Origin of the sequence: Streptomyces sp. NPDC097640 (genome assembly GCF_040302705.1) — a bacterium.
Classification (GTDB): Bacteria; Actinomycetota; Actinomycetes; order Streptomycetales; family Streptomycetaceae; genus Streptomyces.
In genome coordinates this window covers 67,621-94,358 of the sequence record NZ_JBEOSB010000037.1, presented here as the reverse complement: position 1 = coordinate 94,358, position 26,738 = coordinate 67,621, and the positions used below count along the sequence as shown (strand labels likewise).

20 protein-coding genes and 1 pseudogene are annotated in these 26,738 nt (G+C 71.5%); 15 read left to right on the top strand and 6 right to left on the bottom strand.

Annotated elements, in window-relative coordinates; all coding sequences use genetic code 11:
• Window positions 1–92: 92 nt before the first annotated feature.
• Entirely contained in the window at window positions 93–2,939 is a 2,847-nt protein-coding gene (locus ABTY62_RS41000; protein WP_352134483.1) for a glycoside hydrolase family 48 protein, read from the bottom strand.
• 416 nt (window positions 2,940–3,355) lie between these two features.
• Between ABTY62_RS41000 and ABTY62_RS40995 the strand changes: the two genes are divergently transcribed.
• The 4 genes and pseudogenes from ABTY62_RS40995 (at window position 3,356) to ABTY62_RS40980 (ending at window position 8,023) form a co-directional block, all read left to right on the top strand.
• Window positions 3,356–4,477, top strand: coding sequence for a glycoside hydrolase family 5 protein (locus ABTY62_RS40995; RefSeq protein WP_502997619.1), 1,122 nt, complete (start codon window positions 3,356–3,358; stop codon window positions 4,475–4,477).
• Window positions 4,474–5,871, top strand: a complete 1,398-nt coding sequence (locus tag ABTY62_RS40990) for a glycoside hydrolase family 6 protein (RefSeq protein WP_352134463.1) — start codon at window positions 4,474–4,476, stop codon at window positions 5,869–5,871. Before ABTY62_RS40995 ends, ABTY62_RS40990 begins: the two co-directional genes overlap by 4 nt.
• A gap of 111 nt (window positions 5,872–5,982) precedes the next feature.
• Window positions 5,983–6,434 (top strand): annotated as a pseudogene (locus ABTY62_RS40985) (SDR family oxidoreductase).
• Window positions 6,435–6,484: 50 nt separating this feature from the next.
• A complete protein-coding gene (locus tag ABTY62_RS40980; protein WP_352134462.1) occupies window positions 6,485–8,023 on the top strand; it encodes an oxidoreductase in 1,539 nt (512 codons plus the stop codon).
• Between the two features lie 33 nt (window positions 8,024–8,056).
• Here ABTY62_RS40980 and ABTY62_RS40975 read toward each other — a convergent pair whose 3' ends face one another.
• Entirely contained in the window at window positions 8,057–9,103 is a 1,047-nt protein-coding gene (locus ABTY62_RS40975) for a LacI family DNA-binding transcriptional regulator (protein ID WP_352134461.1), read from the bottom strand.
• A gap of 280 nt (window positions 9,104–9,383) precedes the next feature.
• Between ABTY62_RS40975 and ABTY62_RS40970 the strand changes: the two genes are divergently transcribed.
• The 5 genes from ABTY62_RS40970 to qcrB all read left to right on the top strand — a co-directional run bounded on the left by ABTY62_RS40970 (window position 9,384) and on the right by qcrB (window position 16,122).
• Complete coding sequence (locus ABTY62_RS40970) at window positions 9,384–10,721, top strand: ABC transporter substrate-binding protein (RefSeq protein WP_352134460.1); 1,338 nt, start codon at window positions 9,384–9,386, stop codon at window positions 10,719–10,721.
• A gap of 7 nt (window positions 10,722–10,728) precedes the next feature.
• Window positions 10,729–11,754, top strand: coding sequence for a carbohydrate ABC transporter permease (locus tag ABTY62_RS40965; RefSeq protein ID WP_311730400.1), 1,026 nt, complete (start codon window positions 10,729–10,731; stop codon window positions 11,752–11,754).
• Window positions 11,755–11,772: 18 nt separating this feature from the next.
• Window positions 11,773–12,699 carry a carbohydrate ABC transporter permease gene (locus tag ABTY62_RS40960; RefSeq protein ID WP_352134459.1) on the top strand — a complete coding sequence of 309 codons (927 nt, stop codon included), beginning with the start codon at window positions 11,773–11,775 and terminating at the stop codon, window positions 12,697–12,699.
• A 119-nt stretch (window positions 12,700–12,818) separates the two neighbouring features.
• Window positions 12,819–14,222 carry a GH1 family beta-glucosidase gene (locus ABTY62_RS40955; RefSeq protein ID WP_352134458.1) on the top strand — a complete coding sequence of 468 codons (1,404 nt, stop codon included), beginning with the start codon at window positions 12,819–12,821 and terminating at the stop codon, window positions 14,220–14,222.
• 214 nt (window positions 14,223–14,436) lie between these two features.
• Entirely contained in the window at window positions 14,437–16,122 is a 1,686-nt protein-coding gene (gene qcrB / locus ABTY62_RS40950; RefSeq protein WP_352134457.1) for a cytochrome bc1 complex cytochrome b subunit, read from the top strand.
• 229 nt (window positions 16,123–16,351) lie between these two features.
• Here the strand turns inward: qcrB and ABTY62_RS40945 are convergent, their stop codons facing one another.
• The gene (locus ABTY62_RS40945) at window positions 16,352–16,666 is read right to left on the bottom strand and encodes a DUF1330 domain-containing protein (protein WP_352134456.1); all 315 of its coding nucleotides are present in this window, start codon (window positions 16,664–16,666) and stop codon (window positions 16,352–16,354) included.
• A gap of 77 nt (window positions 16,667–16,743) precedes the next feature.
• On the opposite strand from ABTY62_RS40945, the gene ABTY62_RS40940 reads away from it, so the two are divergent.
• On the top strand, window positions 16,744–17,466 hold the full coding sequence (locus ABTY62_RS40940) for a TetR/AcrR family transcriptional regulator (protein WP_352134455.1): 723 nt from the start codon (window positions 16,744–16,746) through the stop codon (window positions 17,464–17,466).
• 48 nt (window positions 17,467–17,514) lie between these two features.
• Here the strand turns inward: ABTY62_RS40940 and ABTY62_RS40935 are convergent, their stop codons facing one another.
• Together ABTY62_RS40935 and ABTY62_RS40930 are read right to left on the bottom strand one after the other, a co-directional pair.
• Entirely contained in the window at window positions 17,515–18,411 is an 897-nt protein-coding gene (locus ABTY62_RS40935) for a spermidine synthase (protein ID WP_352134454.1), read from the bottom strand.
• A gap of 46 nt (window positions 18,412–18,457) precedes the next feature.
• Window positions 18,458–18,850: a hypothetical protein gene (locus ABTY62_RS40930; protein ID WP_502997618.1), complete on the bottom strand. Its 393-nt coding sequence runs from the start codon at window positions 18,848–18,850 to the stop codon at window positions 18,458–18,460.
• A gap of 267 nt (window positions 18,851–19,117) precedes the next feature.
• Here ABTY62_RS40930 and ABTY62_RS40925 point away from each other — a divergent pair, with 267 nt between their 5' ends.
• Window positions 19,118–20,560, top strand: coding sequence for an NsdA family TPR-like regulatory protein (locus tag ABTY62_RS40925; protein ID WP_352134452.1), 1,443 nt, complete (start codon window positions 19,118–19,120; stop codon window positions 20,558–20,560).
• Window positions 20,561–20,633: 73 nt separating this feature from the next.
• On the opposite strand, the gene ABTY62_RS40920 is transcribed toward ABTY62_RS40925, so the two are convergent.
• A complete protein-coding gene (locus tag ABTY62_RS40920; protein ID WP_352134451.1) occupies window positions 20,634–21,227 on the bottom strand; it encodes a histidine phosphatase family protein in 594 nt (197 codons plus the stop codon).
• A gap of 267 nt (window positions 21,228–21,494) precedes the next feature.
• Between ABTY62_RS40920 and ABTY62_RS40915 the strand changes: the two genes are divergently transcribed.
• From ABTY62_RS40915 to ABTY62_RS40900, 4 genes are read left to right on the top strand one after another with little or no spacing between them, the layout of a single operon-like run.
• Window positions 21,495–22,544, top strand: a complete 1,050-nt coding sequence (locus ABTY62_RS40915) for a phosphatase PAP2 family protein (RefSeq protein WP_352134450.1) — start codon at window positions 21,495–21,497, stop codon at window positions 22,542–22,544.
• Window positions 22,510–23,742 (top strand): hypothetical protein, encoded by a 1,233-nt coding sequence (locus ABTY62_RS40910; protein ID WP_352134482.1) that lies wholly within the window; start codon window positions 22,510–22,512, stop codon window positions 23,740–23,742. The genes ABTY62_RS40915 and ABTY62_RS40910 overlap by 35 nt, the downstream gene beginning before the upstream one ends.
• Window positions 23,733–25,352: a hypothetical protein gene (locus ABTY62_RS40905; RefSeq protein WP_352134449.1), complete on the top strand. Its 1,620-nt coding sequence runs from the start codon at window positions 23,733–23,735 to the stop codon at window positions 25,350–25,352. The genes ABTY62_RS40910 and ABTY62_RS40905 overlap by 10 nt, the downstream gene beginning before the upstream one ends.
• Window positions 25,349–26,725, top strand: a complete 1,377-nt coding sequence (locus tag ABTY62_RS40900) for an AAA domain-containing protein (RefSeq protein WP_352134448.1) — start codon at window positions 25,349–25,351, stop codon at window positions 26,723–26,725. Before ABTY62_RS40905 ends, ABTY62_RS40900 begins: the two co-directional genes overlap by 4 nt.
• Window positions 26,726–26,738: the final 13 nt, after the last annotated feature.

Here is a 26,738-nt window from a genome sequence, read left to right as displayed (position 1 = left end):
TCACGGCGAGAGCGGGGCTCCCCGTGGAGCCCCGCTCGGCGTGCCGGTCCGCTCGGCGTGCCGGTCCGCTCGGCGTGCCGGTCCGCTAGTCGCTATTCGAAGAGGTCGGCGTACGACCCCATCGCGAGCGCGATGTCGGCCTGGGCCCAGAACCGGTGGTACGTGAAGCTCGGGACCGCCCCGCCCTTCAGATACGCCTCGACCTTGGACCAGGCCGGGTCGTTCTTGTAGAAGGACCGGATCGACATGAAGGTGGAGCCGGCGTCGACCTTGTCACCGTTCGGCATGGTGCCGGTCCAGCCGCTGGGCACATAGACCGGGTCGTCGAAGCGGTTGTAGTCGGCGCGGGTCTCCGGGACCGCGATGCCCAGCGCGTCCTGGTAGTTGTTCCACATGCCGTCAAGCAGCGCCTTCGCGGTGTCCCTGGCCTGGGTGTCGCCGGACTTGGCGGCGTAGTAGGACAGGGTCTTGGCGTACGCGGCCGTCACGCCGACATCGTTGGTGTAGTCGGCGACGGTGACGTGCAGGCTCGCGTTGGCGCCGGGGCTGGAGGCGTTCCAGGTGTCCGGCTGGCCGGACCACTGGAGGGTGGACGGGATCTGGTAGGTGCCGTTGGCGTTGACCGTGGTCTTGGACAGCGCCCACTTCACCCACTTGTCCAGGATGGTCTTCGCGGAGGCGTCACCGGTGCGGTTGTAGTACTCCGCGACGCGCTCCATGGACCAGGCCTGGAAGCCGAACCACTGGTTGGACGGCGGGTCGTGGTAGACCGGCTTCTCGTCGTAGTACATGCCGTAGAACGTCGAGGTGCCCGACGGCGGCGTGGCGTAGCGGCCCTGCCAGCTGTTGGTGGCACCGCCCGCGATGGCGCCCTCGCTGGACTGGAGCCAGCGGTAGAACTCCAGCTGGCGCTTGAGGCTGGTGGACCAGTCCGCAGCGCCGGTGGCCGACTTGGGCTTGAGGTCGGCGTAGTTGGCCAGCGCCCAGGCCGCCATGGGGTTCTGGTAGCCGCCGTGGGCGTGGCTGGAGCCGATCCGCCAGGCCCAGCCGGCGGAGGTGTCGGTGGCGCCGCCCCAGGCGTAGTACCAGGACAGCAGGTAGTGGGAGCTGTTCTTGCCACTGCCCGCCGCGCACGCGGTCTCACCGACGCAGTTGCCGACCTTCTTGAAGTACTTGTCGTACATCGCGTAGCGCAGGTAGTCGCCCATCTTGGCGGCCTTGGCCACATTGGCCGACACCTGGCTGCCCTTGCCCTGCGCCTTGGCCCACTCGGCGGCCCAGTAGGCGGCCTGGACCACGCGGGCGTCGGCGTCCGGGGCGTTGGTGAACTTCCACTGCTTGGCGTACGAGGCGTCGCCGGTGAACAGGTCCAGATAGCCGTTCTTGCCGCCGTACTTGAAGCTGTCGCAGGTGGGCTGGGTCACGGTCTCCCAGACCGACTCCTGCGGGCCGCGCTGGAAGGTGTTGACATAGCTCGGCCCGGTGTCGCTCGGCCCCGCCTCGCACTTGCCGGGGGAGTTGCCGTAGCCGTAGACGTTGTCGACGTCCTCGATCCAGTGCATGCCGTAGATGTCATCGGTGCCGTACGCGCTCTTCAGCTCGGCGGCGATGGGGTCGTTGCCGACCGACACATTGCCGTTGAGCTGCGAGGGGTACTGGGAGGGCTGGTCCCACTCGGGCGCGTAGGTGGCCGGCTTGGAGGCGTTGTAGAAGCTGTTGGTCGGCTGGTCGGCGTGGGTGGGGATCATGTACTTCTCCATGGTGTCCCACGCGTTGTTGAACTTCGACCAGTCGCCGGTGACCTTGCCGTACATCGCCTGGAGCCAGATCAGATAGCTGTACGCCTCGGAGGTCGTCTCATGGCCGTGGTCGGGGGCCTCGACGATCAGGGTCTCCACCGAGTGGTACGGGATGCCCTCGGGCGAGAAGTAGCCCGCCGCCGGTGCGGTGATCTTGTTGTAGAGATCCAGGAAGCGGGCGTCGTACGCCTTGGAGGCGGCCAGCTGGGTGATGGTGACCTCGGCCTTGGTGTGGCCGGTGGCGGTGGCGGTGAAGGTCGCCGAGCCGGTGCCGCTGTTCGCGGCGGTGACGGTCACCTGCTGGGCGGTGTCCCAGTTGGTGGGCGTGAAGGTGAGGGTGGTGCCCGAGGACACGGTCAGCCCGGTGTTGCCCGCGGTGCGGGCCACGGACACCGTGACGTTCGCGGACGGCTTGGTGGACAGCTTCACGCCGAACGTGCCGGTCTTGCCCTGCTGCACCCCGAGCTGGCCGGGGCTGGCGACGAGCGCGGGCCCGGCGGCCACCCGGATGCCGACGGGGGTGGACTCGGCGGACGCGCCCTGGCTGTCGTACGCCTTGGCGTAGAGCGAGTAGTCGCCCGCGGGCACATCGGTGTAGTCGAACGTGAACGGGGAGGCGGTGTCGGTGCCGAGGAGCTTGGTGTCGCTGTAGAACTCCACCTTGGTGACGGTCGCGCCGTCGGCGGCCGCGGCGGTGGCGGCCATCGGGACGGTGCCGCCGGCGCTGAACGTGGCGCCGGGGGCCGGGCTGCTCAGCACGGCGATGGGCGGCTGGTGGGCGCCCGTGCAGCTGATGCCGTTGACGGCGAAGGTGGTGGGCGCGGTGTTGGTGCCGCTGTAGGTGAACTGGGCGCCGGTCGTGACATTGCCGCCCGCCGCGATCTTCGCGTTGTGGGCGGCGTTCTTGACGGTCACGGTCTTGCCGGACTGGGACCAGGTGCCGTTCCAGCCGTTGGACAGCTTCTGGTCGCCCGTGTAGCCGTACGACAGGGTCCAGCCGTCGATGGCGTCCGCGCCGGGGTTGGAGATGGTGAGCTCCGCGGTGAAGCCCGAACCCCAGTCGTTGGTCTTGTAGTCGACACCGCACTGGACGGCGGCGGCGTGGGCGGGGGCCGCCCCGCCGGCCGCGGTCATGGCCATCGGCAGCGAGAGGGCGGCGGCCAGGGCGGTCACCAGCCGTCTCGTCCTCGGCCGCCTCGTCCCCGGGAGTCCCGTCTTCGGCCTTCTCAGCCCTAATCGAGCCAGGGTTGGTCGTGCCCCTGACAACGGCGAGCCTCGCTGTACACGCATCTGGGAGGTCCTCCTCGCGGGTCCGTGCGGGTGGGGGGCGGTGCGAACCAGTGGGAGCGCTCCCAAGATGCGTGGGCCCTGAGGGGGTGTCAAGTCTTTGAACAAGATGCGCCTGTCGAACGTGTTCGACCGATAAATCTGTGAACGCCTCTGTTGACATGTGCGACACAGGCGTTACGGTCACTTCAACCAGTGGGAGCGGTTCCAGCAGTCAGCGCCACCTTCGGGTCCCCCCGGGAGGCGCCTGGACTTCGAGGAGTCGCTCCATGCGAGCACCACCGCGCCTTTATGCCTTGGCGGCCACCGCGGCACTGACCCTCGCGGCCGCTCTGCTCCCCGTCGCGCAGGCGTCGGGTGCGGCCGCCGCGGCCACCGCACCACCAAAGCTGCACGCCTCGGGCAACAAGCTGGTCGACGAGAACGGCACCACCCGAAGACTGCTGGGCGTCAACCGCTCCGGCGGTGAGTTCATGTGCGTCCAAGGGCGCGGCATCTTCGACGGGCCGGTCGACGACGCGTCCGTCAAGGCCATCGCGGACTGGAAGGTGAACGCCGTCCGCATTCCGCTCAACGAGGAGTGCTGGCTGGGCCTTTCGCACATCAACGCCGCCTACCGGGGCGCCAACTACATCTCGGCGGTCAAGGGCCTCGTATCCCGGCTGGAGGCCCATGGCATCACCCCGATCGTCGAGCTGCACTGGACCCACGGCAAGTACACGGGGGGCGACAACCACTGCCCGGACACCGAGTACGCCACCTGCCAGAAGCCGATGCCGGACGCGCAGTACACCCCGGCCTTCTGGAGCTCGGTCGCCCAGACCTTCAAGGACGACCAGGCCGTGGTGTTCGACCTGTTCAACGAGCCGTTCCCGGACCGCGCCACCAGTGACCTCGCGGCGGCGTGGAACTGCTGGCGCGACGGCGGGAAGTGCCCCGGCATCGACTTCGAGGTCGCCGGGATGCAGGACCTGCTGGACGCGGTGCGGGGCGCCGGAGCCAAGAACCTCGTCCTGATCCCTGGAGTCGCCTACTCGAACGACATGCGCCAATGGCTCGCACACAAGCCGAGCGACCCGGCGGGCAACCTCGCCGCCGCCTGGCACACCTACAACTTCAACACCTGCAACAACGAGAGCTGCTGGAACGAGCAACTGGCCCCGGTCATCGGCCAGGTGCCCTTCGTGGCGGGTGAGATCGGTGAGAACACCTGCTCGCACGGCTATATCGACCGGGTCATGGCCTGGCTCGACGCCAAGGGCGCCTCGTATCTGGGCTGGACCTGGAACACCTGGGACTGCTCCTCCGGCCCTTCCCTGATCAGCGATTTCAACGGCACGCCGACCGGCTTCGGCGTGGGACTCCGTGACCACTTGAAGGGATTGTCATGAGCCGCACAACCTCACCCCCCCGTCGCAAGCGCACCGTCGCGCTGGCCGGCTCCGCGCTGTTCGCCGCCACCGCCCTGACCGTCTCGGCCCTGAGCGGCACCGCGGCCGCCCAGGCGGAGGGCAGCAACGCGGCCGCCGCCAAGGTGGACAACCCGTACTCGGGCGCCAAGGTGTACGTGAACCCCGACTGGTCCGCGAAGGCCGCCGCCGAGTCCGGCGGCAGCAAGATCTCCAACCAGCCGACCGGCATCTGGCTGGACCGCATCGCCGCCATCAACGGCACCAGTGGCGCCCGGGGTCTGCGCGCCCAGTTGGACAACGCGCTGACCCAGTCGGGCGGCAGCCCCATGGTCGTCCAGTTGGTCGTCTACGACCTCCCCGGCCGCGACTGCGCCGCGCTGGCGTCCAACGGCGAGCTCGGCCCGAACGACATCGACAAGTACAAGACGCAGTTCATCGACCCGATCGCGTCGATCCTCTCGGAGTCCAAGTACGCCAACTCCAGTCTGCGGATCGTCACCACGATCGAGATCGACTCGCTGCCCAACCTGGTCACCAACACCAACGGCCGTCCCACCGCGACCCCGCAGTGCGACACCATGAAGAACAACGGCAACTATGTGAAGGGCGTCGGCTACGCCCTGAACAAGCTGGGCGCCATCGGCAACGTCTACAACTACGTGGACGCCGGCCACCACGGCTGGATCGGCTGGGACGACAACTTCAACGCCACCGCCCAGGTCATCAAGCAGGCCGCGACCGCCGAGGGCAGCACGGTCGACAAGGTGGCCGGGATCATCGTCAACACGGCCAACTACAGCGCCCTGAAGGAAAACAACTACACCATCAACGACAACATCGCCGGCAAGTCCGTGCGCGAGTCGAAGTGGGTGGACTGGAACCGCTACGTCGACGAGCTGTCCTTCGCCCAGGCCTTCCGCCAGGAGCTCGTCAATGTCGGCTTGCCGAGCAACATCGGCGCGCTGATCGACACCTCCCGCAACGGCTGGGGCGGCACCGCCCGCCCGACCGGCCCCGGCGCGCAGACCACCGTGGACACCTACGTCAACGGCGGGCGCTACGACCGCCGGATCCACATCGGCAACTGGTGCAACCAGTCCGGTGCCGGGCTCGGCGAGCGGCCCAAGGCGGCACCCGCGGCCGGGATCGACGCGTACGTGTGGATGAAGCCCCCGGGCGAGTCCGACGGCTCCAGCTCCTCCATCCCGAACGACGAGGGCAAGGGCTTCGACCGCATGTGCGACCCGACGTACACGGGCAACCCGCGCAACGGCAACAGCATGTCCGGCGCGCTGGCGAACTCGCCCCTGTCGGGCCACTGGTTCTCGGCCCAGTTCCAGGAGCTCCTGAAGAACGCGTACCCCGCGCTGTGATCCGCACGGACAGCAGCCGATAGACCGCACCAGGCACCCGCACCCGACGGGGCCGGTGGACGCGCCCGCGCGCTCCGCCGGCCCCGTCGGCGTCGTCGTCTTCGGGGCAAGATCGTCGCTATCACCGGAGCAAGTGGCGGCATCGGCGAGGCCGCGGCCCGGCTGCTCGCCCAGCGCGGCGCCACGGTCGTCCTCGCAGCGCGCCGCGGCGAGCGCATCGACGCCATAGCGCAGGACATCCGGGAGGAGGGGGCCGTGCCGCCACCTGCGTCGTCTCCGTGGCCGGCCTGTCCGTGTCCCCTTCGATGGCCGTCTACGCCGCGACCAAGAACGCGGTGCGCACCGTCCACGTGGTGCGCACGACAGCCATCTCGCCGGGATACGTCCGCACCGATCTCGCCGACTCCATGGCAGACCCGCGCATCCGTGAGCCGACGCGCAAGAACATGGACGCGATGGGCATCCCTCCGGCGGCGGTTGCCCGCGCGGTGGCCTTCGCCATCGAGCAACCCGGCGACGTCGAGATCGGCGAGATCAACGTTCGCCCCACCGTCCAGGCATGACGCTTGCCATCACCGGTCGGAGCGGGAAAGCAGATCACTACGCTGCATGGGTGCTCTCCTACGACGAGTTGACATCACCGGAGCGTGAGCTGTGGGACGCGTTCCCCGAGGGACGCCGCGTGGACCTGCGTACGGGTGTGCCCGAGGACGACCGTGTCGCCGAGGGTGGGCAGTGGGGCCCCGGGCGGACGGTCCGGGCCGCCGTGATCGCGGCGCTCCTCCTGGGTGCGAACACCGCGCGACCGGGCGCCGTGGCGTGCCTGAGGCTCGCCGGGGCGCGGATATCCGGGCGCCTCGACCTGGCCGGCGCGCAGCTCGCTCACGCCCTCTGGCTGGAGGACTGCTGGTTCGAGGAGGGTGTGGACCTCTCCGGAGCGTCGGCCCAGTCGATCGCGATCGTGGGCAGCCGAGTGCCGGGCGTGGAAGCCGGCATGATCCGTATCGAGGGACGCCTCGACCTGCGGCGCTCTCGCCTGGAAAGCGGCTCCGCCTCGCCCTTGCATCGCAGGGTCACCGCCTTGTCGCTCATCAACGCCCACGTGAGCGGTGCCGTGAACCTCAACGGAGCCGAGATCACCGCACCCGGGGAATGGGCGGTGTCCGCCGGCGGGCTGGTCGCGGAGGGCGGCGTCTACGGCGGGGAGGGTTTCGTCGCACACGGTGAAGTCCGCCTCATGGGGGCGCAGCTGCCCGGCGGTCTGCACATGCGGGGTGCACTGCTGGAACGCCCCGGCCCGAGCGGGGTGGCGCTCGCCCTGGACAACGCCGTGGCCTCGACACTCGCCTTCTCCGACGGGTTCACCGCGAACGGGACCGTACGGCTGCGGGGTGCCCGGATCTCGGGCGACCTGACCTTCGCGGGAGCCGTCCTGAACGGGCCGCCCGACGGCCACGGCCCGTCATTGGTCGCGCTGCGGATGCAGGCCGTCGACGTCGACCTCACCCTCGCCCGGCCACCGTCCGCCGCCGTGGACCTGCGGGGCGCGCAGGTGTCCTACCTCCACGACGGCGAGCACAGCTGGCCGGACGCGGTGGAGCTGGACGGCTTCGTCTACGGCTCCGTCACGATGGACGAATCAGCGGGGCAGCGGGACTCCGTGGCCCACCGTGTGGCGTGGCTACGGCGCGGCCCGGGCTACCACCCGCAGCCCTATGAGCAGTTGGCGAGCTGGTACCGGAAGGGCGGCCACGACGACGACGCCCGCCGCGTGCTCCTGGCCAGACAGCGCCATCGGCGTCGCACGCTGCCCCCGGTCAAGCGCGTGTGGGGGCACCTGCTGGACGTGACCGTCGGTTACGGCTACCGCCCCTGGCTGGCCGGCGTCTGGATCCTCACGCTGACCTCGCTGGGCACGCTGTTCTTCGGCGCCCACTCCCCCGTCCCGGTCAAAGAAGGCGAAGGCGCCCCGTTCCAGCCACTCGTCTACACGCTCGACCTCTTGATCCCCATCGGTGGTCTGGGGCAGCGCACGGCCTGGTACTGGACGGACGACAACCTCCAGTGGCTGGCCTACCTGCTGATCGCCTTCGGCTGGGTGCTGACGACCGCCGTCATCGCGGGTGTCACCCGCACCCTTCAGAAGAACTAGCGGCGCCCAGCCCGTGTCCGGGCATACGTGTCCTCAGGACGACCCCCGCCGCACCAGCTCGGTCGGCAGCACCAGCTGCGGCCGCTTGGACGTGCGGTCACCCTGGGACTCGATCTCCTCCAGCAGCACCCGGACCATGGCCCGCCCCATCTCCTCGGTGGTCTGCCGGACGCTGGTGAGCGGCGGTTCCATGTGGCGGGCGACGGCCGAGTCCTCGAAGCCGACCAGCGCCACGTCCTCGGGCACCCGGCGGCCCTTCTCGCGCAGCACCTGGCGGGCGCCCGCGGCCATCACGTCGGAGGCCGCGAAGACGGCGTCCAGGCCGGGGCGGCGGTCCAGCAGATCGCGCATCGCCCGGCGGCCGCCCTCCTCGGTGAAGTCGGCGGCCGCGATCAGCCCCGGGTCCACCTCCTGGCCGGCCGCCTGGACCGCCTCGCGGTAGCCGTCGAGGCGGCACTGCGCCACGTACATGTCCAGCGGGCCGGTGATCGTGGCGACCGAGGAGCGGCCGCGCCCGAGGAGGTGCTCGACCGCGGACCGGGCGCCGCCCGTGTTGTCGCAGTCGACATACGGCACCGACTCGTGCGCGGAGCGGCGGCCGCTGAGCACCGCGGGCATCTCTATGCGCTCCAGCAGGTCGGGCAGCGGGTCGTCCGCGTGCACCGACACCAGCAGCACCCCGTCCACCCGGTGCGCCGAGAGGTACTCGGCGAAGCGCTGGCGCTCCTTGGGGGTGCGCAGGAGGGTCAGCAGCAGCTGGAGATCGGCCTCGGCGAGCTCGGCGCCCACCCCGCGGATGATGTCCGAGAAGTAGGGCTCGGCGAACAGCCGGGTCTCGGGCTCGGGGATCACCAGTGCGACCGCGTCGGCGCGGTTGGCCGCCAGCGCGCGGGCCACCCGGTTGGGTACGTACCCCAGCTCGGCGACCGCCTGCTCGACCGCGGTGCGGGTCCGGTCGCTGACCCTCGGGGAGCCGTTGATCACCCGGGACACGGTGCCGCGGCCGACCCCCGCGCGGGCCGCGACCTCTTCGAGCGTGGGCCTTCCCCGGCCCACCCCGCGCCGTCGGGTTCCTGCCATTTCGCGCCTCCAGCCGTCCGGTACACCGAGCAGAACCACCCCGCGTGGGGAGCTGTTGGGCCATTCAACAGCAGGAGTGGGACCGAAAAGTTTCCGCACGCTCCCTTGACACCCCGTCGGGGAGCCGCAACCCTTCAACACATCAACCTGGGAGCGCTCCCACAGTACCTGAGCCATACATAACCCGCACGTTCCCCGCCCGAGCCGATGCACCACAAACCCCCACGCAACGCCACCTTTTGGCCGGGAGCGGTACGTCAGGGCGTCAAGGAGGACGTGAATGTTCAGAAGTTCTGGTACGTACCGACACCGGGCGGTAACCCTCGCGGCCGTGGCGGCCATCAGCGCCGGACTCCTCGCGGGCTGCGCCAACGACAGCGATGACGAGACCGGCTCGTCCGGCGGCGGCAAGGGTGGCAACAAGGGGGGCACGACCATCACGGTCGGCACTTTCGGCGTCTTCGGCTACAAGCAGGCCGGGCTTTATGACGACTACATGAAGCTCCACCCCGATATCAACATCGAGGAAACGTCGATCGAGCGGAACGAGAACTACTATCCGCAGCTGCTGACCCACCTCGGCGCCGGCAGCGGCCTGGCCGACATCCAGGCCGTCGAGATCGCCAATATCACGGAGATCAAGACCACCCAGGCCGACAAGTTCGTCGACCTCTCCAAGGCACCCGGGGTCAAGAAGGACAACTGGCTCTCCTGGAAGTGGGCCCAGGGCACCACCGAGGACGGCAAGACGATCGGCCTGGGCACCGACATCGGCCCGATGGCCATCTGCTACCGCAAGGACCTGTTCAAGGAGGCGGGGCTGCCCACCGACCGCACCGAGGTCGCCAAGCTGTGGGCGGGCGACTGGAACAAGTACATCGAGACCGGCAAGAAGTACATGAAGAAGGCGCCGGGCGACACCACCTTCGTGGACTCCGCCGGCGGTGTCTACAACGCGGTGATCTCCAGCAACGCCAAGCGCTACTACGACGAGAGCGGCAAGGTCATCTACAAGGACAGCCCTGCCGTCAAGGAGGCGTGGGACCTCGCGACCACCGCGTCGCAGGACAAGCTGACCGCCAAGCTCCAGCAGTTCCAGAAGTCCTGGGACCAGGCGTTCTCGAACGCCAAGTTCGCCACCGTCTCCTGCCCGCCGTGGATGCTCGGCCACATCAAGGAGAAGGCCGGGGACAAGGCCAAGGACCAGTGGGACGTGGCCGCCGCCCCCAGGCCCGGCAACTGGGGCGGCTCCTTCATCGGCGTGCCGAAGGCGTCCAAGCACCAGGAAGAGGCGATCAAGCTCGCCGCCTGGCTGACCGCGCCCGAGCAGCAGGCCAAGGTCTTCGAGAAGCAGGCCAGCTGGCCGAGCTCCCAGGCCGCGTACAGCCTGCCCCAGGTGGGCGACGCCAAGCACCCGTACTTCGGCAACGCGCCCATCGGCAAGATCTTCGCTGAGGCCGCCAAGGGCATCCCGACCCAGGTGCTGGGCCCGAAGGACCAGATCATCGGCTCGAACATCGCCGACATCGGGCTGCTCCAGGTGGACCAGCAGGGCAAGTCCCCCAAGGACGCCTGGAAGGCCGCCACCAAGACGATCGACAACGCACTGGACCAGTGAGCCCGGGATGACACCCCCTTCCGGTTTCACTGCTGGTACGGCCGCGCCCCCCACAGGGCAGGGGGGCGCGGCCCCGCGCGCCACGGCCGCCAAGGCCCCCGACCCGGGCGAGGAGCGGCGTCGCGCCCGGCGCAGCCGCCGCTACCGCTGGGACCTCAAGTACTCCCCGTACGCCTTCGTCGCCCCGTTCTTCCTCTTCTTCGCGGCCTTCGGGCTCTTCCCGCTGCTCTACACGGGATGGGCCTCGCTGCACCGGGTGGAGCTCACCGACCCCACCCATATGGAGTGGGCGGGGTGGCACAACTACTCCCGCCTGTGGGAGGACGACTTCTTCTGGAACGCGCTCCAGAACACCTTCACCATCGGGGTGATCTCGACCGTTCCGCAGCTCCTGATGGCCCTCGGTCTCGCGCATCTGCTGAACTACAAGCTGCGCGGCTCGATGTTCTTCCGGGTGGCGATCCTCACCCCGTACGCCACCTCGGTGGCCGCCGCGACGCTGGTGTTCGTGCTGCTCTTCGGGCGCGACTACGGCATGATCAACTGGGCGCTCGGGATGTTCGGGATCGACAACATCGACTGGCAGAACGGCACCTGGACCTCGCAGCTCGCGGTGTCCACCATCGTCATCTGGCGGTGGACCGGCTACAACGCGCTGATCTATCTGGCCGCCATGCAGGCCGTGCCCAACGATCTGTACGAGTCGGCGGCGCTGGACGGCGCCTCCCGCTGGCAGCAGTTCCTCAACGTCACCATCCCCTCGCTGCGGCCCACGATCCTCTTCACGGTCGTCGTCTCGACGATCGGGGCCACCCAGCTCTTCGGTGAGCCGCTGCTGTTCAACGGCGGCGCCGGAGCCTCCGGAGGCCCCGACCACCAGTACCAGACGCTCGGCCTGTACCTGTACGAGCAGGGCTGGGTGAACCTCCACCTCGGCCGGGCCTCCGCGATCGCCTGGACGATGTTCGTGATCCTGCTGCTGATCGCCGCCGTCAACGCGATCGTGGCCCGTCGGCTGCGCAAGAGCCAGTGAGTTGCCCGAGGGAGAACCATGAGCGCTGTTATCTCTTCCGGTAGGGCCGCCGAGGCCACCGAGGGCGGGGGGAGCCCGGACAGAAAGGCGAGAAGAGGGAACAAGGGGGCCAAGGGCGCCGGCCGGCAGCTGCACGGCGGCAAGATCACCTATGCCGTGCTGATCCTGTTCACCATCGGCTCGCTCTTCCCGCTGGTGTGGACGGCGATCGCCGCCTCCCGCACCAGCACCCGGCTCGCCGAGACGCCACCGCCCTTCTGGTTCGGCGGCAATCTCTTCAAGAACCTGGACACGGCGTGGAACGACGTCAACATGGGCTCCGCGCTGCTCAACACCACCATGGTGGCCGGGACCATCGCGGCCGGCACCGTGCTGTTCTCGACCATCGCCGGCTTCGCGTTCGCCAAGCTGCGCTTCCGGTTCAAGAACCTGCTGCTGATGCTGACCATCGGGACGATGATGGTGCCGCCCCAGCTGAGCGTGGTCCCGCTGTACATGGCCATCGCCAAGCTGGAGTGGACCGACCAGTTGCAGGCGGTCATCCTGCCCACGCTGGTCAGCGCCTTCGGGGTGTTCTTCATGCGGCAGTATCTGACCCAGGCGCTGCCGAGCGAGCTGATCGAGGCCGCGCGCGTGGACGGCGCCAGCAGTCTGCGGGTCATCTGGCACATCGTCTTCCCGGTGGCGCGTCCGGCGATGGCCGTGCTGGGCATGCTCACCTTCGTCCAGGCGTGGAACGACTTCTTCTGGCCCATCATCGCCCTCACCCAGGCCGGCAACCCGACCGTGCAGGTGGCCCTGACGGGGCTCGGTCGCGGCTACACCGTCGACCAGTCGCTGATCATGGCGGGAGCACTGCTCGGTACCCTTCCCCTGTTGATCGCCTTCGTCCTCTTCGGCAAGCAGATCGTCGGAGGCATCATGCAGGGCGCGGTCAAGGGCTGACCGGCCACAGCACACCGACCCCGGCGCGCCGGCCGCAGCCCGGCCGGCGCGCCGTGACCCACCGTTCGCCACCCCCCTCCCTTCCGCCCCGCACCACAACATCGAATGGGAGCGCTTCCATGAGTCTGACCTTCCCGCCCGGATTCCTGTGGGGCACGGCCGCCGCCGCCTACCAGGTCGAAGGCGCCGCACAGGAGGACGGCCGCACCCCGTCCATCTGGGACACCTTCAGCCATACGCCAGGCAAGACGCTCGGCGGCGACAACGGCGACATCGCCATCGACCAGTACCACCGCTTCCGCGACGACGTCGGCCTGATGTCCGAGCTGGGCATGGGCGCGTACCGCTTCTCGGTCTCCTGGTCCCGCGTCCAGCCCACCGGCCGCGGGCCCGCCGTGCAGCGCGGGCTCGACTTCTACCGCTCGCTGGTCGACGAACTGCTCGGGGCCGGGATCCAGCCGGCGCTGACCCTCTACCACTGGGACCTGCCCCAGGAGCTGGAGAACGCCGGCGGCTGGCCGGAGCGCGAGACCGCCGAGCGGTTCGCCGAGTACGCCGGGATCGTGGCCGAGGCGCTCGGCGACCGCGTCGAGTTCTGGATCACCCTCAACGAGCCGTGGTGCAGCGCGTTCCTCGGCTATGGCTCCGGAGTGCACGCCCCGGGCCGCACCGAGCGGCTCGCCCCGCTGCGCGCCGCCCACCACCTGAACCTCGCCCACGGCCTCGGCGCCCAGGCGCTGCGCGCGGCGCTGCCCGCCCGCGCCCAGATCGGCATCAGCCTCAACCCGTCGGTGGTCAGGCCGCTCACCCAGCAGCCGCAGGACCTGGACGCCCAGCGGCGCATCGACGCGCTCGCCAACCGGGTCTTCTCCGGCCCGCTGCTGCGCGGCGCGTATCCGAGCGACCTGATCGCGGACACCGCGGCCATCACCGACTGGTCCTTCGTGCGCGACGGCGACCTCGCCGCCATCAAGCACCCGCTCGACGCGCTGGGCATCAACTACTACACGCCCGCGCTGGTGTCGGCCGGCAGTGAGGGCGACCGCGGCCCCCGTAACGACGGTCACGGCGCCAGCGACCACTCCCCCTGGCCCGGCTCCGAACGGGTGGCCTTCCACCAGACGCCGGGCGAGCGCACCGAGATGGGCTGGACGGTCGACCCGACCGGCCTGCACGAGCTGCTGATGCGCTACACCCGCGAGGCGCCGGGCGTGCCGCTGTACATCACCGAGAACGGCGCCGCCTACGACGACAAGCCGGACGCGGACGGCGCGGTCCACGACCCGGAGCGGATCGAGTATCTGCGCGCCCACTTCGCCGCCGCCCACCGCGCCATCGCGGACGGCGCCGATCTGCGCGGCTACTTCCTGTGGTCGCTGATGGACAATTTCGAGTGGGCTTACGGCTACAGCAAGCGGTTCGGCGCGGTCTACGTCGACTACTCGACGCTGGCCCGCATCCCCAAGTCCAGCGCCCACTGGTACGGCCAGGTGGCCCGTACGGGCGAAGTGCCGGACGCGTAGGACCACGGAGACCCGGTCGCGATCAGGCGGCCGGGTCGAGCCCGCCTCACCCCCGTTCCTTCCCCGGCCCTCCCCCGGCCTCTCACCGCAAGCCGTCACCGACATACGGGCGTGCCTTTCCTCCGAACGGCCTACGCGAGCCCGCCGTGCGTGGTCGGCCACTGGAATGTCCTGGTAAATCTGGCATATCCAGACTCGGTGACGAGGGTGAGGCATGACAGCAGAACCGGGGCGCCGACCTACCGCACGCGAAAACGGCCCCAGCCGACCCGGAGGGCGACCGGAACGGGTCGGCAAGGGGGAGGCTCTCGCCGACTGGTTCGACGGGCGGGTCGGCCTCTTCAAGATGGCCAAGGCCAATCTGAGGAAGGTTTTTCCGGACCACTGGTCCTATCTGATCGGCGAAATCGCCCTCTACACCTTCATCATCATCATTCTGACCGGCGTCTACCTCACCATGTTCTTCACGCCGAGCATGAACGAGGTCGTCTATCGCGGCACCTACCGGCCGCTGAACGGCATCCGGATGTCGGAGGCGTACGCGTCGACCCTGAACATCAGCTTCGATGTGCGCGGCGGACTGCTCATGCGGCAGATCCACCACTGGGCGGCCATCCTCTTCGTGGCGAGCATGCTCGTCCATATGATGCGCACGTTCTTCAACGGCGTCTTCCGCAAGCCGCGCGAACTCAACTGGCTGTCGGGCGCCGGCCTGCTGATCCTCGGCATGTTCGACGGATTCCTCGGCTACTCGCTGCCCGACGACCTGCTCTCGGGCACGGGCATGCGCTTTCTGGAGGGCGCGGTCCTGTCGGTGCCGATCATCGGCACCTATCTGGTGTTCTTCATTTTCGGCGGGCAGTTCCCCGGCAACATCATCATTCCGCGGCTGTTCACCGTCCACGTGCTGCTGATCCCCGGCATCATGCTCGGACTGCTCGCGCTCCATATGATCCTGCTCGTCTACCACAAGCACACCCACAACATCGGGCCGGGAAGACGGGACACGAACATCGTCGGGCCGCCCCTGTGGCCCATCTATGTCGCCAAGTCGGGCGGTTTCTTCTTCCTCGTCTTCGGCGTCACGGCCATCATGTCCGCGATCGCGAGCGTCAACCCGGTCTGGCTCTACGGCCCCTACCGCCCCGACCAGGTGTCCACCGACGCCCAGCCCGACTGGTACATGGGCTTCTCCGAGGGGCTGATCCGCATCATGCCGGGCTGGGAGATCAATCTGTGGGGCCACACCCTGGTCCTCGGGGTCTTCATCCCCCTGGTGATCTTTCCGATGGTGCTGCTGGCCATCTGGCTCTATCCGTTCATCGAGGCGTGGGTCACCGGCGACAGACGTGAGCACCATCTCAACGAGCGCCCCCGCAACGCCCCGACCCGCACCGCCTTCGGCGCCGCCTGGATCGGCCTGTACATCGTCCTGCTGGCCGAGGGGGGCAACGACCTCGTCGCCACCCACTTCGACGTGTCGCTCAACGCGGTGACCTGGGCCGCCCGGATCGCCTTCTTCGTGGTGCCGACGGTGGTGTTCATCGTGACCAAGCGGTGGTGCATCGGCCTCCAGCGGCGCGACCGGCAGAAGGTGCTGCACGGCCGCGAGACCGGCATCATCAAGCGCCTCTCGCACGGCGAGTACGTCGAGATCCACGAGCCGCTGACCCAGGCCGAGCGGTACACCCTGGTGGCCCACGACCAGATGGTCCCCATCGAGCCGCCCGCCGAGGTCGACGCGGCCGGGATCCCCCGGAAGGTGACCCGCCGGGAGAAGCTGCGCGCCAGGCTGTCCCGCAGCTACTTCGGCGCGCGGGGGCAGATGCCCAAGCCCACGGTGGAGGAGTACCGGGAGCACCACCACGAGGAACACGAGGAGCCCGAGCGGACCCACTGACCGGCCGGCCCGGCGCGGCGCCTGCGGCGGGCCCTCCCCCACCCCGCCCCTTCCCGGCCCCTGCCGAGCCCCTGTCGATATGCGGCTCCGCCGCGCGGGGCTCCGCCGCGGGGGGAGCTCCGCCCAGCCCCGGGGTCCAGGGGCGAAGCCCATGCCACGCGGCGGAGCCGCATGTCGACACTGCGGGAAGGGGCGGGGTGGGAAATATTCCGCCGGCGCCGGACACCCCCTAGGCCGGGAGCGAGAAGCCCTCGGGCGGCGCGCCCTCGGCGAACAGCATCGCCACCCGCACCCCGCCCTCGCGTATCTCCCGCGCCCGCCGGTACTCGGGGGAGTCGTACCACTCCCGGATCCGGTCCATGTCGGGAAACTCGAGGACCACGAACCGGGAGGAGTCCCAGACGCCTTCGACGGCCTGGGGCGTGGGGCCCGCGACCAGGTAACGGCCGCCGTGTTCAAGGATGGATCTCTGGGCCACGGGCGCGTAGGCCAGTCCGGCCTCCTCGTCCAACACATCGACGTTGACGATGACGTAAGCGGGCATGGGATTCCCCATCCCTTTGGACACGGCGTGTACTTATGTCACGGCGGAGACTATTGCACCCCTGTAACCTGCTCAAGGTGAGCAGCGACGAGGGCGAACGCGCCGCGGCGGTGATGAGCCGCCGGGAGCGGCTGCGGCTGGCGACGAGCCGGGAGATCAAGACCATCGCGCTGCGGCAGATGGCGGAAGGCGGACCCGGAGCGATCTCGCTGCGCGGCATCGCCCGCGAGATGGGAATGACCGCTCGCGCGATCTACAGCTACTTCCCCACCCGCGACGACCTGATCACCGCGCTGATCAGCGAAATCGCCGCCTCACTCGCGGACGCGGTGGCGACCGCCAGCAACGCCGTGCCCGACACCGACCCCGGCGGCCGGCTGCTGGCGTGGGGCCAGGCCCTGCGGGAATGGGCGCTGGCCCACCCGGAGAGCTTCCGGCTCTTCTACGGCCACCCCGTCCCCGGCTACCAGCCCCCTGAGAACGGGCCGGTGGAACAGGCGGCACGCCGAGTGTGCCGCGAGCTCACCAGCCTGGTGGCCGCCGCATGGCCCCACGCGCGGCACCACCAGCCCGAGGACACCTCCTGGTCCGACCTCCACCCGGACTACGTCGCGAAGATCCAGGCAGACCTCCCGGACGTGCCACCCGCCGCGGCAGCGCTCGCACTGCGCGTCTGGGGCCGGATGCACGGTCTGGTGGCCCTGGAGATCGACGGCCACATCCACCCCGTCGCGGGCAACCCGGCCGCTCTGCACCGCGCGGAAATGCTCGACCTGGTCAGGTCGCTGGGCCTGGCCTGACACCCCGTCGGTCGACATCACCGCTGTCGCGGGCGCGCTGCCGAGGCGTCAGTCGAAGACCTTCGGCGGCGGCGCCGGGGAGGGCGCGGCGGTCGCGTCGGTGACCGGGGCGGCGCCGCCGGTGAAGTCGGCGAGGGCGCGGCCGTGCTCCGTCCGCGCCGGGTGGGGGTCCCCGGCGGCGCGGCGGGTCAGCTCGGCGACGGGCAGCTCACGGTCGGCGGCCAGCAGGACGGCGTTGCCGAAGCGGCGGCCGCGCAGCACGGCGGGGTCGGCGGTCAGCGACACCTGGGCGAACGCCGCTCGCGCGGTGGCGACCTGGGCACGCAGATGGGCGAGCGGCGGGCCGTCCGCGATGTTGGCGGCGTACAGCCCCTCGGGGCGCAGCGCCCGGCGCACCTCGGCCAGGAACTCCACGCTGGTGAGATGGGCCGGGGTGCGGGCCCCGCCGAAGACGTCGGCGATGATCAGATCGGCCCAGCCGTCGGGCACCTTGGCCAGCCCGGCCCGCGCGTCCGCGCCGCGCACCCGGATCCGGTCGGCGGGGTTCAGCGGCACCTCGCGCCGTACGAACTGGACGAGCGGGGCGTCGATCTCGACCACCTGCTGGGTGGAGCGGGGCCGGGTCGCCGCGATGTAGCGGGCGAGTGTGAAGGCGCCGCCGCCGAGGTGGACGGCGTGCACCGGGCGGCCGGGCGGGGCGGCGAGGTCGGCGATGTGGCCGAGCCTGCGCTGGTACTCGAAGTCCAGGTACGACGGGTCGTCGAGGTCCACATGCGACTGCGGCTTGCCGTCCACCAGCAGGGTCCACGCGCGCGGGCGGTCCCGGTCGGGCACCAGTTCGGCGAGCCCGCCGTCCACCGGCGCGGCGACCGGCTCCAGGGCGCGCGCCCGCGCCGGGCCGCGCTCCCGTACCGCCACCGCTCGCTTCCGTACGCCCTTCGCCATGGGGCCCAGTATGCGGTGAGCGCCACGCGCCACCGGCGGCGGGCGGTCACTGGCAGCGGTCGACGGCCTCGATCATGCGGGCGGCCTCGCCGAGCGCGGCCCGCAGCTCGGCGGGGTCGGTGGTGCCGGTGTACGCGTCGGCCGGCGGCACCAGCCAGCCGGTGCCGGTCAGCGGTGGTGACACCGTGCCGGGTCCGTCCGCGACGCCATCGTCCTCCCCCACGCCGTCCTCGGCGGCGCCGCCCGTACTCAGACGGACCCCGCACCCAGGCGTCTCCGCGCACTCGCTGCCCGGCATGTCCCAGCCGGCCGCGGTGCCGGCGGGCACCACGAAGCCGAGCGATTCACAGGCGTTGTCGTGCAGCACGGGGCCGACTCCGTCGCGTGCGCGGCGCAGGAGGTCCACCGCCTCCAGCCCCTGGCGGGCGGGCACGGTCACGAGGTCGCAGTCCTGACACGGGAGATGCTGAGCAGCCGTCCGCGAGCCACTGATGTCCACTCCGGCCTCCCTCTCCAACGGGTTGCAAAGAGCTCAACGCATGACAGTGTCAACGGCTACGGCCGAATGCCGCCATAAAGGATGGCAGTTCATGGCAATTCATGGGCGATATGCCCCGTTTATTCATAAAGTCCGGGTGCCGATGGTGCCCCAACCGGTACGGTTCTCCTCTTCGCCCACACGGAGCCCCGTTAAGGAGGCGCCGTTATGACGCCGCTTCCAGCGTCTTCGCCGTCACCGCCTCCGTCACCGCGGCCGAACACCGCCTTCCGACGGCTGCGCGGGCAGCTTTCCCCGTCCGAGTTCGCCGCGGCCGTACGAAGAGCCGCGCGGGAGATCGGCGAACAGGTCTCCTGCGACCCCCGCTACATCGGCCGCGTCGAGTCCGGGGCGATCCGCTGCCCCAACTACGCGTATGAGCGCGTCTTCCTGCATATGTTTCCCGGCCGCACCCTGACGGACATGGGCTTCTCGCCCCGCGAGGCGGTACGCGGGCACCGCGCCCGGCCCACCGCCGCGCCGGGCCCCGCCCCGGGCCCGGTGCCGCGCCCCCGCCCCCGCCCCGCATCGGGATCCCGCCCCGCACCGGGCGCCTGCCCCGGCACCGGCACCGGTACCGGCCCGCGGACGGCGCCCGCCGACGGCGGCGACCCGCTGCGCCGCGCCTTTGTGATCCACGAGCCGGTCGGCGCCCCCGGCGGCCGGGTCGGCGAGACGGAGGCGGCGTCCGTCGAGGAGGCCGTCCGCCGGATCCGGGTGCTGGACGACCGGCACGGCGCGGACAGCATCTACCCGCACACCGCCCGCCCGCTGAACGCCGCCTACGCCCTGCTCGACGCGGGCGTACGGCGCCGCTCGATCGCCGACCGGCTGTACGCGGGCGCCGGGGAGCTGGCCATCTCGGTCGGCTGGCTGGCCCACGACTCGGGCCGGCTGGCCGACGCCCGCGCGCACTACGCGGAGGCCCTGGCCACCGCGCGCGTCACCGGCGACCCGGCCCTGGAGGCGCACGCCTTCTGCAACACCGCCTTCCTCGCCCGCGACGCGGGCCGCCCCCGCGAGGCGGTACGGGCCGCCCAGGCGGCGCAGCGGGCCGCGGGCCGGCTCGCCTCGCCGCGGCTGCTGTCGCTGATCGCGCTGCGCGAGGCGGGCGGCTGGGCCTTCACCGACCGGGCCGGCTGCGAGCGCGCCCTGCTGCGCGCCCAGGCGCTGTTCTGCCGCGGCCCGTCCGACGCCGACCCCGAGTGGATGTCCTTCTACGGGGAGGCCGAGCTGGAGGGCCTGGAGGCGCAGTGCTGGTCGGCGCTCGGCGAGTGGGGGCGGGCCGTCGAGCACGCCCGCCGCGCGGTCGCCCTCCAGAACCCGCACTTCACCCGCAATATCGCGCTGTTCACCACGGAGCTGGCCAGCGATCTGCTCGCGGACGGCGCGCCGGACGCGGCGGCCGTCGCGGCGGGCCGCGCCCTCGCGCTGATGGACCAGGTCAGATCCGCCCGCATCCGGCTGATGCTGGACGAGACCGCCCGGGTGCTGCGCCCGCACGCCCGCAACGCGGTGGTGGCGGACTTCCTCGCCCGCTACGAGGCGGAGGGCCGAGGCTGCAATCAATATGCGACCACCGCCGCGTGGTCGACCGTCGACAGGGGCTGAGGCGCCCCGGAGACCAGCCAACCGGGAAAAGGGGAGGCGGCCCCGGGAGCTGTCTGAGCCCCTCTGGTGATCGTCAGCCCAGGTGGCCCGTGTCGTTCCAGCGCTCGATGGCCGGTTCGCCGTACGCCCAGCCCAGGACGGACAGGGAGGTCGGCTCCAGGCGGATCCGGGCCGCGAAGGACACGTCGAGGCCCAGCCAGCGCGCGCCGAGCGTGCGCAGGATGTGACCGTGCGCGAACACCAGCACGTCCCGGTCGGCCGAGCGCGCCCACTCCACCACCGCGTCCGCCCGCGCCGCGATCTCGGCCCGCGTCTCGCCCTCCGGGACGCCGTCGCGCCATATCAGCCAGCCCGGCCGGATCGCCTGGATCTCGGCGGGGGTCATGCCCTCGTACGCGCCGTAGTCCCACTCCAGCAGCGCGTCCCAGTCCCGCGCCCGGTCGCCGAAGCCCGCCAGCTCGCAGGTCTCCTTGGCCCGCACCAGCGGGCTGGTGCGCACCTCGACGCCCGGCAGGCCCGCCCACGACCCGTGGTGCAGCCGCTCGCCGAGCAGCTTGGCGCCGCGCCGCCCCTCCTCCAGGAGCGGGATGTCGGTGCGGCCGGTGTGCTTCCCGGACAGCGACCACTCCGTCTGTCCGTGCCGGGCCAGGAGGATGCGTGGTGCCATGAGGGAATTGCCTTTCACCGGATCGGGAGCGCCTCACCGGACGGGTAGCGCCGTACAGCCCCATCATCGCTCACGCGTTCTGGATGCAACCCCCGGGGCGATCTCGGCGTCTTCCTGATCGCGCACCTGACGGTCGGGGGGACTCCATCTGCGGCGACCCACGCTTTCCGGACGCATCCCGGGGGCGGTGCGCAAGCCGCCTTGCCTACACCGTACGGTTGACCGCGCGCCATTTCGTGGCCGCCTGATTTTTTGGAGAGCGTCCGGATGCCCCAGACCGCGCCCCGTGCCGGAACATGGCAGGGCAGTCGGCCACGTTGGTGGACCGAACTGCCCCTGATAGCCGTGGTGTACGCGGCGTACTCGGCCGGCCGGCTGCTGGCCCGGGGCGACGTGACCACCGCCGTCGACCACGGCCTGGGGATACTCCACCTCGAGCAGCGGTTGAACATCGACTTCGAGACACCGCTCAACGACATATTCACCGCCCACAAGCTGATAGGCATACCCGCCGACTTCGCGTACGCCTCGCTGCACTACGTGGTCACCCCCGCGATCCTGGTCTGGCTGTGGAAGCGCCACCGCGCCGCCGACTACCGGCTGATGCGCACCTGGCTGCTGGTCTCCACGCTCATCGGGCTGGTCGGCTTCACGCTGATGCCGACCTGTCCGCCCCGGCTGCTGGAGGCGGGCCACGGCTTCGTCGACACCATGGCGCAGTACAGCTCCTACGGCTGGTGGGGCGGCGAGGCGAGCGCGCCGCGCGGGCTCGGCGGGCTCACCAACCAGTACGCGGCCATGCCCAGCCTCCATGTGGGGTGGGCGCTGTGGTGCGGGGTGGTGCTGTGGCGGCACGGGCGTTCGGTGTGGGCCAAGGCCGTGGCCATCGGCTATCCGCTGACCATCGCCATCGTGGTGATGGGCACCGCGAACCACTACTTCCTCGACGCGGTCGCCGGTGCGGCCGTCATGGGCGTCGGGCTGCTGCTGGCCAAGCCCGGGCTGCGCGTCGCGGGCCTGATCCGGGCCCGTCTCGGCGCGAACCGCCTGCCCGAGAAGGCCGCCGCGGCCACCGGAACAACCGGCGTCGCTACCGCCGCAAATGGCGCCTCAAACCTCAATGTCGCCTCGAATGTCAGTGACAAGTGCGAGACTTCGGCGCGTGAACGGGAACGGATCCCTCGACAGCAGGGCAGGGACGCGGACGGAAGCGCGAGCGGCGACGGCGGCGGCAGGGGGGCCGGGGCGGGCGTCCGCAGCGGCACCGGCGGCAAGACCGCCACTGCCGGGGACAGCGCTGCGGCAGCGGCTCGCTGAGCTGCGCGGCCCGGCCGCCTCCCCGCACCCCCTGGACGCCCGCGCGCTGGCCGCGCTGGCCGCCAACCCCGGCTGCCGCCGCCGCGCGCTGCTGGACGGCGCGGGGGTGGACAAGCTCGCGCTCGCCCAGGCGCTGGGGTCTCCCGGCTCCTTCGGGCAGTCCCAGTTCGCGCACCAGCGGGGCAACACCTTCGAGGCCCGGGCCAAGACGGACGGCGGCGAGGCGCTGCTGCGCCTCCTCCACGAGCGGCTGCGCGACGGCTCGCCCGCGCCCGAGCCGGGCACCACCGACGTCCCCGACCTGGCCGCGGTCGGCCCGCAGGGGCGCACCGCGCGCACCGCGCTGGCCCTGCGGGAGGCCACGGCCGCGGGGCGCTGGGCGCTGCTCGACCACCCGATGGTGAGCCTGGACATCGCCGGCTCCCCCGCCTTCCTGGAGCCGGACGCGGTCGTGGTGCACCCCGACGGCTCCTGGACGGTCGTCGAGATCAAGTCCTTCCCCATGGTGGACGGCTCGGCTGACCCGGCCAAGGTGGGCGCGGCGGCGCGGCAGGCCGCGGTGTACGCGCTGGCCCTGGAGCGGGTGGCCGCGCGGATCACCGACGTCTCCGACGAGGCCGCGGAGGCCCCGCAGGCCCCGGCACCGGCCCGGGCGCGCGCCCGGGTGCGGCACGAGGTGCTGCTGGTGTGCCCCAAGGACTTCTCCAACCTCCCCACCGCGGAGCTGGTGGACGTGCGCAAGCAGCTGGCCGTCACCCGGCGGCAGCTGACCAGGCTCACCCGGATCGACGAGATCGCCGCAGCGCTCCCCGAGGGCCTCACCTTCGATCTGCGGCTCGCGGACGACGGCCGCACCGTGACCCGGCCGACCGAGGAGCTGGCCGCCGCCGTGGAGGCGGTGGACGCGGCCTACGCCCCGGAGTGCCTGTCCGCGTGCGAGCTGGCCGTCCACTGCCGGGCGCGGTGCCGGGCGGCGGGCGGCGTGGAGTCGCTGGGCCGTGGCGTCCGGGGCGAGCTGGGCGGGCTGACGACCATCGAGGCGGTGCTCGCGGCCGCCCTCGGCGAGGCCGCCGGCGCCGACCGCCCCGCCCCGCCCACCGGCGACCCCGCGGTCGACGCGCTGCGCCGCGCGGCCGCCCTGCGCGCCGAGGCGCTCGGCGCCGTGCCGCCGCCCGCCCGGGAGGCGGCGTGTCGCTGATCACGACCCTGGCCCGGATGGAGGCCGTCCGGGACGGGCGGGCGCGGCCCGTCGCGACGGTCCGCCACCGCCATCTGTCCGACCGGCCGCTGGTCTTCGTGCCGCTGACCACCGCGGGCGAGGCCGGTGCCCCGCTGGGCGCGCTGGTGGGGACCGAGCGGGACGCCCCGCGGCTGCTGGCCGTGGCGCAGCCGCGCGACCGCGACCTGCGGTTCGCGTTCCTCGCCGAGCTGGCGGAGGTGGTGCTGCCGCATCTGGACTCGTACGCGGACGACGTCGATCTGGAGGAGCGCAAGGAGACCGACCCGGAGACCGGGCAGAAGGTGCCGGTCCAGGTCGAGCTGTGTGCGGACGCCCCGCAGCTGCTGGTGCCCAGCGGCCCGGGCGTGGAGTTCGTACGGCTGCTCGGCCGGTCGATGCGGTTCCGGCGGACGGCCGAGCAGGACCCGGAGACGCCCTTCCCGGCGCCCGCGCGGGTGCCGCTGCTCGGGCGGTGGCTGACGCACTACGGGGAGCGGTCCCGGGTGCCCGGCTCGTCGCTGCTCCAGTCGATGACGGACCTGCTGACCCGCCACTGGGCGACCGGGCAGTCCAATCTGGAGGACCAGCACCTGGGCGCGCTGCTGGCCTGGATCGACCCGCCGGACGGGGCGCGGGGGGACGCGGCGGCGCTGCGCGCCGAGTCGGAGCGGGACGCGGCCGGACAGCTGTTGTGCCCGCCCGCGGGCCCCGCCACCGACCCGGCCTTCGACAACAAGCTGCTGGCCCCCGCGATGGCCCGCTACGACGCGGCGCGCATGGCGGCCGCCGGCGCCGTGGACGGCGCCCGCGCGGAACGGCACCAAGCCGAGCTGCACCGCGCCGAGGCCGAGATCCGGGAGCTGATCGCCGCACAGCTGCGGCCCACCTGGGACGCGGTGTGGCACGGCCTCGACCTGCTGCGCGACCTCCCGGAGGGGGCGCGGGTGGCCGACCGCTGGAAGCGGGACCGCTGGTCGTACACCGGCCACCGGGACCGGGTGCGCGCCGGGGAGCCGCCGCAGCCCAAGCGGGACGACGCGGTGACCGCCGCGCAGAAGCTGGCCGCCCGCGAGACCGCGCAGGCGCAGCTGGAGGCGCAGGAGGCGCTGGACGACCCGCTGGTGATGGCGGGGCGGCGGCTGGCCGGGGAGGCGTTCGCCGGTGAGGTCACCGAGGTGGTCATGGCCTGGTCGGAGGCTAGGGTCCCGCGCCCGCGCCCGCTGGTCACGGTCCGCACCGGGGACCGGCCCTACCTGGGTGTGGGCGTGAAGCTGTACCGGGCGACGGCCGACGGCAGGACGCAGACCGGGGAGTTCGCGGGCCACGCGGAGCCGCCCGACGACCCTGATGAGGGTGCTGAAGGCGGGCTGGTGGTGCGGCTGACCGGCGGCATGGGGCGGGGCAAGACCCCCGAGCCCGGGTCGGTTCCGGAGCCGGGCGACCTGGTGTGCTGGACCCTGTTCGAGCACGCGCCGCGCGGCGGCCCGGAGCTGCCCGACCCGGAGGCCACGCCCTGGACCCACGGCGGCCCGCCCGACGCGGCCGCCGCGCAGGCCCCCGACCCGGTGACCGAGGAGGACCTCCTGTGACCGCCCCGAACCCGGCCGCAGGGGGCGCCGCCCCGGCCTTCGACCCGGGGGCGGCCGCCGCCCGCGCGACGGACGCGATCCTGCGCGACACGCTGCACGGCCCCCACCGGGGCGTGGTCGTGGACTCCCCGCCCGGCGCGGGCAAGTCGACGCTGGTGGTGCGCGCGGCCCGTGAGCTCGCGGCGGCCGGGCGGCCGCTGATGGTGGTCGCGCAGACCAACGCCCAGGTGGACGACCTGGTGGACCGGCTGGCCCGGGAGGACCCTCAGCTGCCCGTGGGGCGGCTGCACAGCAGCGAGCCGCACCCGTACGACCCGGTGCTCGACGGGCACCCGGCCGTCCGTATGTCGGCCAAGGTCGCGGACCTCGCCGGGCTCGACATCGTGGTCTCCACGGCCGCGAAGTGGGCGCACGTCAAGAACGTGGAGCCCTGGCGGCACGCGATCGTCGACGAGGCGTACCAGATGCGGTCGGACGCGCTGCTGGCCGTCGCGGGCCTCTTCGAGCGGGCGCTGTTCGTGGGCGACCCCGGGCAGCTGGACCCGTTCAGCGTGGTGGGCTCTGAGCAGTGGGCGGGCCTGTCGTACGACCCGTCGGCGAGCGCGGTGACCACGCTGCTCGCGCACAACCCCCACCTGCCGCAGCACCGGCTGCCGGTCTCCTGGCGGCTGCCCGCCTCCGCCGCGCCGCTGGTCTCGGACGCGTTCTACCCGTACACGCCCTTCCGCAGCGGCACCGACCACGGCGACCGGCGGCTGAGCTTCGGCGTCCCCTCCGACGGCTCGGGCCCGGACCGGGTGCTGGACGAGGCCGCCGAGTCCGGGTGGGGGCTGCTGGAGCTGCCCGCCCGGCGGACGCCGCGCACCGACCCGGAGGCGGTGGGCGCCGTGGCCCTGGTGGTGCGGCGGCTGCTGGACCGGGGCGGGGCCGCGGTCAGCGAGCGCTCACCGGACCCGGTGCCGCTGACGGCGGACCGGATCGCGGTGGGCACCGCGCACCGGGACCAGGCGGCGGCGGTCCGGGCGGCGCTGGCCGACCTGGGGGTGACGGGGGTCACCGTCGACACGGCCAACCGCCTCCAGGGGCGTGAGTTCGATGTGACGGTGGTGCTGCACCCGCTGTCGGGGCGGCCGGACGCCACGGAGTTCCATCTGGAGACCGGCCGGCTGTGCGTGCTGGCCTCGCGCCACCGGCACGCGTGCGTCGTGGTGTGCCGGGCGGGCGTGGCCGAGCTGCTGGACGAGCACCCGTCGACGGAGCCGGTGCAGCTGGGCGTGACGGTGAAGTTTCCTGACGGTTGGGAGGCCAACCACGCGGTCCTGGCTCATCTGGCCGAACACCGTGTGAGCTGGCGGCCATCGGGTATGTCCTGAGGCGCTCTTGCCC